This window comes from Bradyrhizobium sp. CB2312, assembly GCF_029714425.1.
GTDB lineage: Bacteria > Pseudomonadota > Alphaproteobacteria > Rhizobiales > Xanthobacteraceae > Bradyrhizobium.
This window is the reverse complement of sequence record NZ_CP121668.1, coordinates 8824653-8836963: the sequence shown is the minus strand read 5'-3', so window position 1 is coordinate 8836963 and position 12311 is coordinate 8824653. Positions and strand designations below refer to the sequence as shown.

The 12311-nt window shown below is 65.7% G+C and carries 17 protein-coding genes; 6 read left to right on the top strand and 11 right to left on the bottom strand.

From position 1 onward, the window contains the following. Positions 1-54: 54 nt before the first annotated feature. Entirely contained in the window at positions 55-990 is a 936-nt protein-coding gene (locus QA642_RS42150; protein WP_283082067.1) for a DMT family transporter, read from the bottom strand. Between the two features lie 105 nt (positions 991-1095). Here QA642_RS42150 and QA642_RS42145 point away from each other — a divergent pair, with 105 nt between their 5' ends. Continuing rightward, positions 1096-1485 (top strand): DUF1330 domain-containing protein, encoded by a 390-nt coding sequence (locus QA642_RS42145; RefSeq protein WP_283082066.1) that lies wholly within the window; start codon positions 1096-1098, stop codon positions 1483-1485. Between the two features lie 252 nt (positions 1486-1737). On the opposite strand, the gene QA642_RS42140 is transcribed toward QA642_RS42145, so the two are convergent. Beyond that, complete coding sequence (locus QA642_RS42140) at positions 1738-2358, bottom strand: TetR/AcrR family transcriptional regulator (RefSeq protein WP_283082065.1); 621 nt, start codon at positions 2356-2358, stop codon at positions 1738-1740. 66 nt (positions 2359-2424) lie between these two features. Here QA642_RS42140 and QA642_RS42135 point away from each other — a divergent pair, with 66 nt between their 5' ends. Further along, positions 2425-2829: a hypothetical protein gene (locus QA642_RS42135; RefSeq protein ID WP_283082064.1), complete on the top strand. Its 405-nt coding sequence runs from the start codon at positions 2425-2427 to the stop codon at positions 2827-2829. Between the two features lie 8 nt (positions 2830-2837). Here QA642_RS42135 and QA642_RS42130 read toward each other — a convergent pair whose 3' ends face one another. Beyond that, the gene (locus QA642_RS42130) at positions 2838-3770 is read right to left on the bottom strand and encodes a DMT family transporter (RefSeq protein WP_283082063.1); all 933 of its coding nucleotides are present in this window, start codon (positions 3768-3770) and stop codon (positions 2838-2840) included. A 425-nt stretch (positions 3771-4195) separates the two neighbouring features. Here QA642_RS42130 and QA642_RS42125 point away from each other — a divergent pair, with 425 nt between their 5' ends. Beyond that, complete coding sequence (locus QA642_RS42125; protein WP_283082062.1) at positions 4196-5488, top strand: adenylosuccinate synthase; 1293 nt, start codon at positions 4196-4198, stop codon at positions 5486-5488. Positions 5489-5525: 37 nt separating this feature from the next. Continuing rightward, on the top strand, positions 5526-7148 hold the full coding sequence (locus QA642_RS42120; RefSeq protein WP_283082061.1) for a hypothetical protein: 1623 nt from the start codon (positions 5526-5528) through the stop codon (positions 7146-7148). Between the two features lie 4 nt (positions 7149-7152). On the opposite strand, the gene QA642_RS42115 is transcribed toward QA642_RS42120, so the two are convergent. From QA642_RS42115 to QA642_RS42100, 4 genes are all read right to left on the bottom strand, one after another. Continuing rightward, complete coding sequence (locus QA642_RS42115; protein WP_283082060.1) at positions 7153-7695, bottom strand: hypothetical protein; 543 nt, start codon at positions 7693-7695, stop codon at positions 7153-7155. 126 nt (positions 7696-7821) lie between these two features. Next, entirely contained in the window at positions 7822-8094 is a 273-nt protein-coding gene (locus tag QA642_RS42110; protein WP_283082059.1) for a hypothetical protein, read from the bottom strand. A 258-nt stretch (positions 8095-8352) separates the two neighbouring features. Then, positions 8353-8580 carry a hypothetical protein gene (locus tag QA642_RS42105; protein WP_283082058.1) on the bottom strand — a complete coding sequence of 76 codons (228 nt, stop codon included), beginning with the start codon at positions 8578-8580 and terminating at the stop codon, positions 8353-8355. Positions 8581-8615: 35 nt separating this feature from the next. Further along, positions 8616-8852: a hypothetical protein gene (locus QA642_RS42100; protein ID WP_283082057.1), complete on the bottom strand. Its 237-nt coding sequence runs from the start codon at positions 8850-8852 to the stop codon at positions 8616-8618. A 146-nt stretch (positions 8853-8998) separates the two neighbouring features. Between QA642_RS42100 and QA642_RS42095 the strand changes: the two genes are divergently transcribed. Then, entirely contained in the window at positions 8999-9424 is a 426-nt protein-coding gene (locus QA642_RS42095) for a DUF5413 family protein (RefSeq protein ID WP_283082056.1), read from the top strand. A gap of 61 nt (positions 9425-9485) precedes the next feature. Beyond that, a complete protein-coding gene (locus QA642_RS42090) occupies positions 9486-10043 on the top strand; it encodes a DUF4112 domain-containing protein (protein WP_283082055.1) in 558 nt (185 codons plus the stop codon). Positions 10044-10311: 268 nt separating this feature from the next. On the opposite strand, the gene QA642_RS42085 is transcribed toward QA642_RS42090, so the two are convergent. The 4 genes from QA642_RS42085 to msrA all read right to left on the bottom strand — a co-directional run bounded on the left by QA642_RS42085 (position 10312) and on the right by msrA (position 12244). Then, entirely contained in the window at positions 10312-10602 is a 291-nt protein-coding gene (locus QA642_RS42085; protein ID WP_271597491.1) for a hypothetical protein, read from the bottom strand. A 214-nt stretch (positions 10603-10816) separates the two neighbouring features. Beyond that, entirely contained in the window at positions 10817-10981 is a 165-nt protein-coding gene (locus QA642_RS42080; RefSeq protein ID WP_235543602.1) for a DUF3309 family protein, read from the bottom strand. Positions 10982-11089: 108 nt separating this feature from the next. Next, positions 11090-11509 (bottom strand): peptide-methionine (R)-S-oxide reductase MsrB, encoded by a 420-nt coding sequence (msrB, locus tag QA642_RS42075; protein WP_283082054.1) that lies wholly within the window; start codon positions 11507-11509, stop codon positions 11090-11092. A 30-nt stretch (positions 11510-11539) separates the two neighbouring features. Next, positions 11540-12244 carry a peptide-methionine (S)-S-oxide reductase MsrA gene (msrA, locus tag QA642_RS42070; RefSeq protein ID WP_283082053.1) on the bottom strand — a complete coding sequence of 235 codons (705 nt, stop codon included), beginning with the start codon at positions 12242-12244 and terminating at the stop codon, positions 11540-11542. Positions 12245-12311: the final 67 nt, after the last annotated feature.

Sequence of the window (12311 nt, the reverse complement as noted above, 5' to 3'; positions counted from 1 at the left end):
TAGCTTCTCTTCGCTCAAATCGGAAGGCGGGAGTTTGTCGCCCACCTCGCGGAATTACTTCACCGCAGAGCCCTGACGCGAGGCGATGACGACGCCGGCGAGCACCAGGGCGTAGCCGATCAGATGAAACGGCTGCAGCTTTTCGCCGAGCAGCAGGATTGCCATCGCCGAGCCGAACACCGGCACCAGATGGAAGAACGGCGCGGCGCGGTTCGGGCCGATCAGCGCGACGCCGCGGTTGAAGAAGAGATAGGCGAGCGTCGAGGGGAAGATCAGGATGTAGCCGAGCGTCATCAGCGTCACGGTGTCGAGTTGCAGCACGCTGCCGCTCCAGGTCTCCCAGATCGCGGCCGGCAGCAGCATCGTCGCGCCGCAGCAGGTGGTGAAGGAGAGAAAGGAGAGCTGGTGGATCTTCGGCCGGCGCGGGATGAAGGCGGAATAGAGTCCGAACGCCACCAGCGAGGCTGCGAACATGAGGTCGCCCCTGTTGAAGCTGATGCCGGCGAGCGCGGCGAGATCGCCGCGCAGGATGATGATCAGCACGCCGAGCAGCGAGATCGCGATGCCGGCGAACTGTCCGCCGGTCAGCCGCACGCCGAACAGCACCAGCGACCACAGCGCCACGAACAGGGGACCTGCCGACTGGATCAGCAGCGCGTTCAGCGCCTCCGTGTACTGCATCGCCCAGTACGAGATCGCGTTGTTGAAGGCAAAGCCGACCAGCGACAGGAACAGCATCAAGGGAAGGCTCGCGCGCAAAGCGGGCCAGTCGCGCTTCAGATGCGGCCAGGCGAATGGCAGCAGGATCAGGAACACGCCGAACCAGCGGATCGTGGTCACCGTCAGCGGCGGCACATGCGCGCCGACATGGCGCGCGAGCACGATGTTGCCGGCCCAGAACAGCGAGCTCAGGCTGAGCAGCAAATAAGGCTGGTTGTTGAGCCAGCTGGCCGGATTGGCGGCCGGTGGCGCGGGCGAAGCGATCGTCATGGGCGTTGGATACGAGCTTGCGCCGGACCGCCGTCACGGCACAAGTCACGCCGCCGCAATGCTACAATGCGCGCACCAGCCGAGGAGGTGTCATTGGCGGTTAATATGTTGAACATCGAAGGGCTGGAACGGCTCGACCGGAACGCGCCTGTGGCGATGCTGAACCTGATGCGTTTCCACGCCCGCGCGCGCGACGGCGACGGTTCGGGCTGGGATGCCTATCTGCGCTACAGCGCGGTGACAGTGCCGATGATCAAGACGCGTGGCGGCACGCTGCTGTGGACCGGCGAGGCCAAGGCGATCGCGCTCGGCCCGCATGCGGGCAACGATTGGGATTTTGTCGCGCTGGTCTATTATCCGACCGTCGCGGCGTTCCTGGACATGATGACGTCCGAGGCTTACGAGCGTGAGGCCGACCCGCACCGCGTCAACGCCTGCGCCGAGCACGTCATCATCGCGACGAGCGAGGCCTACAGCAAGTTCAAGACGAAATAGCGATGTCAGTCGCGGGGGGCGCTTCTTCCCCTCTCCCCTTGTGGGAGAGGGTGGCTCGCCGCGACAGCGGCGAGACGGGTGAGGGGTCTCTCTCAGCGAATCCAACTCTCATTGAATACGCGGAGAGAGACCCCTCATCCGGCGCCATAGCCGAAGCTCTGCTTCGGCGTTCTCAGGAACGGCGGCCAAAGGCCGCCTATGCCACCTTCTCCCACAAGGGGAGAAGGAAGAAGAGGCGGCGCCGCAATACCCTCATTTCCTCCGCTCCTCCGCCAGCGCATCCACGGCGTCCCGACACGCCTTCTGCAACAGGCGGCAGACATCTTCCACCGATCGCTGCCGGCTCAGCGCCGCAAAGGTCGGATAGCTCGTCAGCACGAAGATCAGATCGACCGCATCCTGCACGGCGCCCTTTGCGGCCTGCTTGCCGACGATCCGCGGCAACAGCCCGGTTAGCAGCTCGCGCCGGCGTTCGTTGCGTTCGCGCAGCGAGTCGCCGAATTCGGGATCGGTCGCGATCGCCTGATTGAGCCCGCCAATGGCAGGATCGTGCGACCAGAATCGACAGAAGATCGCGACCACGCGGTCGAGCGCGGCGTGCGGGTCCGCCATCGTCATCACCTCGGCCAGCTCGAACAGGCCGCCCTCGCGGGCAATGTGGTCGAACACGGCTTCCAGCAAGCCGCCCCGCGATCCGAACTGGTTGTAGACGGTGAGCCGCGTGACGCCGGCCGCCTTCGCCACGACGTCGAGGGAGAAGTTCGCGATGCCGGCGTCCTTGCGCAACAGACGCGCGCCGGCTGCGATGATGCGCTCGCGCGTCTCCGCGGCCGCAGAGGCCCTCGCCGGGCTGACGTAGTTGCGCTTCGTCACGGCCTTGCGGTGTCCATAAATTGACTATACATTATGTATATCAAAATTGGAAAGCCGGAGCTTGCCATGCAGACTGCCCTCGTGATCGCGCTGTCGCTTCATGTGTTGTCGTCCGTGTTCTGGGCGGGATCAAGCTTCGCACTGGCGCGCACCGGCGCTGCCGGCGGGGAGCAACTCGTCTTTCCACAGCTTGGCGCAGCCACGATCGCAATCGTGACCGGAGGCTATCTCGGCCATCTCGTTCATGCCGGCAGCTTCGGCACGACGGAGCAGGTGCTGGCGCTCGGCGCGGTGTGCGCATTGATCGCCGTCGGCGTTCAGGCGGCGATCGGCCCTCGCGCGGTCACCACCTTGCGTCGTGGCACCGGCGATCTCCAGGGCGTGCGTTCGCGCATTGCGACCGCGCAGCGAGTGGCGGCGGGGCTGCTCGGCATCACCGCGCTCTGCATGGGCGCCGCGCGTTATATCTGAGGGCGATCTTACGTCGTCTGCTTTCGCGACGCCACGAACACGCCCGACAGCACCAGCGCAAATCCAATGAAGTGGAACGCCTGCGGGTGCTCGCCGAGGAACGCCATCGCCATGATCGAGCCGAACACCGGCACGACGTGGAAGAACGGCGCGGCGCGGTTGGCGCCGATCAGGCGGACGCCACGATTGAAGCAGAGATAGGCGAGCGTCGAAGGGAACACGGCGACATAGAACAGCGTCAAGAGGTTCGGCCCGTCGAGTTTCATGACGGGACGCGCCGACAACTCCCAGATCTCCAGCGGGATCAGACAGGCCGCCCCAGCGCCGAAGGTGAAGGCGAGGAACGACAGGCCGTGCATCGGCGGCCGCTTCAAGGTCAGCACTGAATACAGCGCGAAGATGATGAGCGCGACGATGAAGATGAGATCGCCCTTGTTGAATGCGATGTTCGACAGCGCGGTGAAATCGCCTTGCAACAGGATGGTCAGCACGCCGCACATCGACAGCAACACGCCGAACGCCTGGCCTGCAGTGAGGCGGACGCCGAGGATGGCGAGCGACCACAGCGCCACCAGCAGCGGCGCGGCCGATTGCAGCAGCAGCGTGTTGAGCGCCTGGGTATGCTCCAGCGCCCAATATTGCAGCGTGTTGAAGGCGCCGATGCCGATGATCGAGAGCGTGATCATCAGGCCGAGCCGCCCCCGGATCGCGGGCCAGTCCTGGGCGAGATGCTTCCAGGCGAACGGCAGCACCAGCAGGAAGGCGAAGGTCCAGCGCAGGAACGACAGCGTCACCGGCGGGATGTGGCCGGCGGCGAGCCGCCCGACGATGGCGTTGCCGGCCCAGCACAGCGCGGTGATGCTGAGCAGCAGATAAGGCTGGTTGGCGATCCAGTTGTGGCCGGAGGTCTCCGCGCCTGTGGTCTGGCCGGTGGCGGTCATTGTGATTGTTATGGCCCCGCGTCATGCGCCGAGGCCCCGGCCCGGCGATGTCCAGGCCGGCTGATAGCCCGGCCTGGCTCAAAGACACGGAAATCGCGGTTGCATCAACGGGGGGCGGATGCATCGCGACCATGCAGCGACGAAGGCGGCTTCTCACGCTTTGGTCGAAGCCATGGCGCCGGCCGCCAAGGTTGCGAGATTTTAAGGGTATATCAAAGGCTTGGAAGGGCTTTCGAGCCGCGAAAAAGCCCCGTTCTTGCTTGCCTAGAGGGGCCGCTTCCTTTATCCGGTGGGGCTGCCTCGCGTGCGAACGGCCTTGGGCCGGGAATTGGGCTGGGCGCAGGCACGATCTTAGGAAAAGCGGATTCCGGTTTTCCGTTCGGATCGTGCCACCTACAGAGAAATCTTCGAAGGATTACCCGCGAATGGCCAATGTTGTCGTCGTCGGCGCCCAGTGGGGCGACGAAGGAAAGGGCAAGATCGTCGACTGGTTGTCGGAGCAGGCGGATATCGTCGCGCGCTTCCAGGGCGGCCATAATGCCGGCCATACGCTGGTCATCAATGGCGAGACCTACAAGCTCGCGCTGCTGCCCTCCGGCGTGCTGCGCTCGTCGAAGCTGTCGGTGATCGGCAATGGCGTCGTGTTCGATGCGCAGGCCTTCCTCGACGAGGTGACCAAGCTGCGCGGCCAGGGCGTCTTGGTCGGCCCGGAGAATCTGCGCGTCGCTGAGAACGTGACCCTGATCCTGCCGCTGCACCGCGAGCTCGATGCGCTTCGTGAATCGTCCAATTCGGCGACCGCGATCGGCACCACGCGTCGCGGCATCGGACCTGCCTATGAGGACAAGGTCGGCCGCCGTGCGATCCGCCTGATGGACCTTGCCGATCTCGACACGCTTCCGCACAAGATCGACCGGCTGCTGGCGCACCACAACGCGCTGCGTCGCGGCCTCAACCTTCCGGAGTTCGACGGCAACGAGATCCTGAAGGAGCTGAGCGCGCTGGCGCCGCAGCTGCTGCCTTATGCGGAGACCGTCTGGCGCCTGCTCGACACCGAGCGGCGCGCCGGCAAGCGCATCCTGTTCGAAGGCGCGCAGGGCGCGCTGCTCGACGTCGACCACGGCACCTACCCTTACGTCACCTCGTCCAACACGGTGGCGGCGCAGGCTGCGACCGGAACGGGCCTTGGCCCGAGCGCGGTTGGCTACGTGCTCGGCATCTGCAAGGCCTATACGACCCGCGTCGGCCAGGGCCCGTTCCCGACCGAGCTGCTGAACGAGATCGGCGAGGAGATCGGCCGCAGGGGCCGCGAGTTCGGGGTCAATACCGGGCGCAAGCGCCGCTGCGGCTGGTTCGACGCCGTGTTGGTCCGCCAGACCGTGCGGACCTGCGGCATCACTGGCCTCGCGCTGACCAAGCTCGACATCCTCGACGGTTTCGACACCATCGAGGTCTGCACCGGCTACAAGCTCGACGGCAAGGAGATCGACCATTTCCCGGCCGGCGAGGGCGCCCAGGCCCGGGTCGAGCCGATCTACGAGACCATCGAGGGTTGGAAGGAGCCGACTGCCAATGCACGGTCGTGGGCACAGTTGCCGGCCCAGGCCATCAAATATGTCCGCCGGATCGAGGAATTGGTGGGGTGCCCGGTGGCGCTGCTTTCCACCAGCCCCGAACGTGAAGATACTATCCTGGTGCAAAATCCGTTTGAGGCTTAACGAAATCTTACCGGGACGCGCGTATAGTTGAGTAGAAATGGCTGATTACTATCCGCTAATCGCCCGCGCTATTGCTGCCCTGGACCCGAACGCTCCCGGCGAGAGCCGTCGCGCGCTCTATGAGCGCGCGCGCACGGCGCTGATCGCGCAGCTGCGCAGCGTGCAGCCGCCGCTCTCCGAGTCCGAGATCACCCGCGAACGGCTGTCGCTGGAAGAGGCGGTTCGCAAGGTCGAATCGGAGGCCGCCCAGCGCGCCCGCGAGGCCTCCCGCCCCGGCGGGGGCGGCGGTGGGCGCGGCGGCAGTGGCGATGCGTTCCGGAGAGCCAGCACCCGCGCCGCCGAGGGCAATCCGGCTGCACCTCAGCCCGGTGCCCCGCCGCGCACCCGTCCGGCCCCGCCACCGCCGCGGGCAGATCGTCCGTCCTTCAACGTCGATGACCAGGGCGATGCCCAGCGTCCGCCGCGGGCGCCGCGTTTCGACGCCCCGCGCCAGCCGGGTCCCCCCGCTCCGCCGATGCCGGAGCCGCCGGCGCCTCCGCAGGCCGGGCGCGACCGCGCCGGCGGGCGCCGTCCGCCGGACATCGGACCTCCGCCGCCGCTGCCGCCAGCGCCGGGCGTGCGCGGCTTCCGCGACATCACCGCCGACGCCAACGATCTCGGCGGCGCCGCCGCGCAGGCCAATCGCGCCGCGCGCCGCACCTACGCCAACGTGCCCTCGCCCTCGCCGGAATTCGACCGGCTGGAGCCGAGCCTGGAAAACCGCGCCGGCGAGCAGGACGCACCCTATTCCTACGACGAGTCGATCGAGGAGGCCGAGCGCTACGCGGCGCAGCCGCCTTCGCCGCGTCCGCGCATCGCGCCCGAGCGCGAGGCCAAGAAGCGTGCCCGCACCGGCTCGATGTTCCCGTTCAAGAGCGCGATCGCTGTCGGCATCGTGCTGATCCTGGTCGGCGCCGGCATCCTCTGGGGCAAGCAGCTGGTCCAGACCGCGACCAATCTGTTCAAGTCCTCGCCGACCCAGGTGGTGGAGGCGCCGAAGGATTCGTCGCAGCCGCAGAGCAAGCCGAAGATTCCGGATCGCGTCGGCCAGCCTTCGGCCAGCGATCAGCCGGTCGCGCCGGTGGCGCAGAAGGTCGTGCTCTATGACGAGGATCCGTCCGATCCGAAGGGCAAGCAATATGTCGGCTCGGTGGTGTGGCGGCTCGAGCCGATCAAGGCGTCGGGCAACCAGAAGGCCGACGTCGCCGTGCGCGCCGACATCGAGATTCCTGACCGCAAGTTCAAGATGACGATGTCGTTCCGCCGCAACACCGACTCCTCGCTGCCGGCGAGCCACACCGCGGAGCTGACCTTCATCCTGCCGCCGGATTTCCCGGGCGGCAGCGTCTCCAACGTGCCGGGCATCCTGATGAAGTCGAACGAGCAGGCGCGCGGCACGCCGCTCGCCGGCCTCGCGGTCAAGGTCACCGACGGCTTCTTCCTGGTCGGCCTCTCCAACGTCGATGCCGACCGCGCCCGCAACGTCCAGCTCCTGAAGGAGCGCTCATGGTTCGACGTGCCGCTGGTCTACGCCAACCAGCGCCGCGCCATCATCGCCATCGAGAAGGGCGCCCCCGGCGAGCGCGCCTTCAACGACGCCTTCGCGCAGTGGGGCGATTAGCCCATTACCTCGACGTCGAGCCGATCGGATTCTCCGGAGAGCCAAGGCCCGAGCCGGAGCTGCCGATCGGCTGCCCGTTGGCGGTATGGCCGACGCCGACACCGGCCGCGCCGACGGCGCCCATTGATTGATCCGCTCCCGGTGCCGTGTTCGAACCGTTGATGGCCGTACTCCTCTGAGCGGACGCCGTCGCGCTTGGACCAACGAGCGATGGATCGGACGGCACGAAATAGTTCGTCGCCTTCCTTGGCGTGAAGATTGGGCCTGTGGTGGTTCCCGTCGTGCGGCCTGTGGTTCCGACCGTGCCGCCGGTTATTCCCAAATTGGTCGCCGGCCTGATGGTGTTGGTTCCGCTGTATGCGCCGTAGCCACCCGCCCCATAGGCCCCGTTCCCGTAGGCGCCCGTCGAACCCGCTGCAGCGGCGGCGCTCGCGGAACCGGTGCCGCCCGAGCCGGCAGCAGCTCCGCTCGTGCCTTGCGCGAGGGCCGGCGTGACGATGCCGGCAAGGACGATCGCGACCAGCGTTCCACATGTGCGTGAAGCCATGATCCCCTCCGATGCTCGTTCGAAAGGATCAATGTCGGGAACCGAACAATGGTTCCCGTGATGTTGAGCACGCGGCGAGCGCGTTGTCGCACCCGCCGCTGTTCGAGGCTGTCGGCGGCCGAGCGCTTATTGCGCCGCAGCTTCCCGCTTGCGCGCGGCTGCGGCCGCCGCGTGCTCGCGGTCCATCACGGCGCGGCAGCCGGGGCTGACATGCGACTTGTTCCGGACCATGCAGGCAGTGATCCTGGGGATGTCAGGGATTTCACTGGAGCACAGCCGCATCGCGTCGGCGGAGCACATCTGCTGTGCTTCCGACGAGAAGGCGAGGCCGGGTGATGTCTGGAGTGCGATGGCGGCGGTGAAGGCCAACAGCGAAACGATGGTGTGATAGCGTGACATGCAGATACGTCCCCGAGTTCCCTTGGGCTTGAGCCATTTTGATTTTGGGGCGCCGCACGCGGCTTGATCTGCCGCATGTCACAGCCTTCACGCCGGGAGCCTGCTCCCGCATGTAGTCGCTCGATTTCCTGATGTCCGAATCGAAAAGTGCTGCGCCGCCCGATTCGAGTATGCGCCATTGTCACGCAGCTGCAATGGTCAACGTGAAGGAATTCGCGATTGTTGCGCGCGCGTCACGCGGAAAGCAGCAACGCGCGGTCAGACCCGATCGGACGATGCGCTCGCTTCGTCCGCGTCATCAGCGCCGAGCGCAGCCGCGTGTTCCTCGACGGCGCTGATGCCCTTTGGCGTGAGCTCGAACAGATCGCCGTCCTTCATCACGTAGCCGTCGGCGATCAACTCGCCGATCTTGCCGTGCCGGTCATCGGCGAAGGCAACGGATTGGCTGATGTCCCTGAGGATCGAGAGTTGTTCGTCGCGCAGCATGTCTGACGTCTCCGATCTCCGCGGGGGCGCGATCCTCACATGCCGTGGCTCTGGAAGACCTTGGCGCAGGCGCGCGACAGCTTGGCGCGGTTGGCCTGCAGGCAGCTCTGCACCGCACCGTCATTGCCGAGGTCCTTGCGGCAGAGCCGCGATGCGTCCCGCGAGCAGGCGTTCTGCTCTTGCTGCGTGCCCATGTGGCCTTGTGCAAGAGCGGCGGATAGGCCGCTCATGGCGACCAGCGTGATCGTCGCCAGAACAAGTTTGCGGGACATCGGCGGCTCCAATCCGGCAGGAATGTTTCAGGTCCTGTCTGAACTCGGCGCCTTGCCACTTGTTCCCCCTCGAGGCCGCGCCCGCGCCCGCTGTTCAAGGTTCCCGCGGCGCTGCTATAACGGGGGTGGAGTAACGAGGGTGTTCGATGAAACGCTATCTGGTGTTTGCGCTGGTCGGTCCGTTCGTCGGCGGATTCCTGCTGCTGCTGACCACCACCTACCAGTCCGGCTACTGGGCCCAGACCAATCTCGGCGAGGTCGGCAAGCTGTTCGTGGTGTTCTTCAAGACCCTGCAATACAGCTACCTGTTCGGCTTCCTGCCCTCGCTGATGATCGGCGCGGTCGACGACATCCTGCTCCATGTCAGGCGGATCGGCCCGGTCGTGCGCATGCTCCTGGTCGGCCTGTTCGCCTTCGTGCTGGCCTCGCTGACCTACAGCTCGCGCGGGCCGGACTCCGGCGCAGTTCAGTTCATCCTGTACGGCCTGGTCGGGTTCGTGCCGGCGGTGCTTTCGTCCTGGCTCGTGCATAGATATGTCGAGGAGCCGCGGCCGGCGGCGGCCCCGACCTGAGCACGCGGCCTTTGGGCGCGGTGCAGCAACCCTCGCCGCGGTGGCGCGTTCTCCAGAGACCATGACCATGTCCGACGACGACATCCTTGCTCCGCGCAAATCCCGTTCGGGGGAGCGCTCGCGCGCGCGTTTTTCGGACCGCGAGGCGCGCGGGCCGATCATCGACCAGGAGGGGCACGAGATCCGCCCCGAGACGCTGGATCAGGGGTTTCGCGAGTTTCGCTTCGAGTTCGGCAAGGACAATCCGTTCACCGGTAGTCCATTCGGCAATCTCACCCGCGAGCAGCGCATCGCGCGGCTCGAGGCGATCGCCAAGCTGCTCGACGTCGCCTTCATCCTGCCCGGCACCAATATCCGCTACGGCATCGACGGGCTGATCGGGTTGATCCCCGTCATCGGCGACATCATCACCACCGCGATCTCGCTGTGGCTGGTGCGCGAGGCGCGCGCCTTGGGCGCGCCCTGGTACATCACGGCGCGCATGCTCGGCAATGTCGCGGTCGACGGCGTGGTCGGCATGGTGCCGTTCGCCGGCGATGCCTTCGATGTCATGTTCCGCGCCAACATGCGCAACGTGCGCCTGCTCCGCCGCTGGCTCGACAAGCAGCCGCGGATGTGAGGCTCTGTTTCCGCATTCAGTATTGGTCGTCATGCCCAGGCAGAAGCGCGAAGCGCGTCTTCGCGCTAGATGTCCCGGGCATCCACGTTCTTCGTTCCGCTAGGCAAGGCGTGGATGGCCGGGACATAGGCGAGCGGAAGCGACGCCGTCCTTCGGACGGCTAAGCCCGGCCATGACGGATAAAAGCAACCATCGCCCTCAAAAGCAAAAAGCGCGATGACCTCCAGGCCATCGCGCTCCTGCGCACATCGAAGTTTTGCGAAGAAACTTACGCCGCGTCGGCGTCGGTCTCGGCGGGCGCCGGCTTGGGACGGCGGGGCAGCGGGAAGGCTTCGCTCTCATAGAGCGAGCGGATGCCGTTCTGGTCGAAGCGCGCTTCCTCGACCTGGAGATAGGCGCCGTTCAGCGAATCCGTCGGCAATTGCTCCATCGCGAACTGCACGGCTTCGGCCGCGGTGCCGAACCGGCGATAGGTGAAGCCCGCGCGCTTCTTCTTGCGGATTGCGGCGGGGAACAGTTCGGCGGAAGTGTTGAAGTTGAACGGACGCAGTGGACGCATGGTCAAAGACCTCGTGATCTTCTCTGGGGCTTTAAGCGCGTGGGGTTTGGGAGGGCAGGGGCCGCAATCGAGCGGGCCCGCCGCACATGTCATTTTCGCCCACTAATATAGGCCGATTTGACAAAATTGCGACCCCTGCGATGGGAGATGATGAATCCATGCATGGCAGCCCCGCAGGCGCGATAAATCAAGTAATTTCAAATACTTGTATGGTTTACAGTTTGCCAAGAAGCAGCAGCACGATCAGCACCACCAGAACGACGCCGCCGATCCCCATGCCGGAATGGCCCATGCCATAGCCGTAGCCGCCGATCCGGCCGGACCAGCCGCCCAAGAGATAGATGATCACCAGGATGATCAGGATGGTCCCAAGCGTCATGGCATCCTCCCTGGCGGCCGCCGGACTGTGCGCATCGGCCGCACCGCCAGGAGAGAAAACCATATGAGTGCCATCGGGTTCCATCATGGAACCCGATGGCGCGTAATATTATTTCGGCTCGAGCTTCAGCGCCGCCGAGTTGATGCAGTAGCGCAGCCCGGTCGGCCCGGGACCATCAGGGAAGACATGGCCGAGATGGCCGCTGCACTTGGAGCACAGCACCTCGGTGCGGATCATGCCGTGGCTCACGTCGCGCTCCTCGTCGATATGGCTCTCGACGGAGGGCTGGGTGAAGCTCGGCCAGCCGCAGCCGGAATCGAACTTGGCGTCGGATTCGAACAGCACATTGCCGCAGCCGGCGCAGACATAGGTGCCGGCACGGGGGTCGTGCTCATATTCGCCCGTGAAGGGACGCTCGGTCGCCTTCTCGCGCAGCACTGCGTACTGCATCGGCGTCAGCTCGCGCCGCCACTGCTCCTCGCTCTTGATGACCTTGTCGTCGGTGGTTTTTGCCTTGGTGTCGGGCATGGGTCTCCCGTTTCTTCTGTGAACTCGCGATCAGTTGGTGGCCTTGCTGGCACTCACCAGCGTCGGCTTCTCAATGTAGTTATCCGCGAACAGCTTTTTCAGGTTCTCGACCTTGGGAAGGTCGTTGTAGGCGATGTAGGGCTGGTTCGGGTGCAGCGTCAGATAGTCTTGGTGATAGGCCTCGGCCGGGTAGAACGCCTCCAGCGCGCCGACCTTGGTCACGATCGGCCTATTGAACACCTTGGCGCTGTCGAGCTGGGCGATATAGGCCTCCGCCACCTTCTTCTGCTCGTCGGAGGTGGTGAAGATCGCCGAGCGATATTGCGTGCCGGTGTCGGGGCCCTGGCGGTTGAGCTGGGTCGGGTCGTGCACCACCGAGAAGTAGATTTGGAGGATCTTGCCGTACGAGATCTTCTTCGGGTCGTACTTGATCTCGACCGACTCGGCGTGGCCGGTCCGGCCGCTCGAAACGGTCTGGTAATCGGCGGTCGCCTTGGTGCCGCCGGCATAGCCGGAGACCGCGTTGACCACACCTGCTGTGTGCTGGAAGACGCCCTGCACGCCCCAGAAGCAGCCGCCGGCGACCACGGCGGTCTGGATGCCGGTTGCCGGCCCTGCGTCCATCGCGGGAGCGGGGATCACGACCGCGTCCTCGGCGGCCCGCGACGGCATGGCAAGGGCCAGCGTCGCGGCGGCGGTGGCGGCGAGCAGGGACAAAAGGACAGGTCGGCGCATGGCGGATCCTCTTTCGGAAGGGCTGGCAGTCTAGGGCGCTTGGCGGCGGGCGAACAGTCCGCCCGGC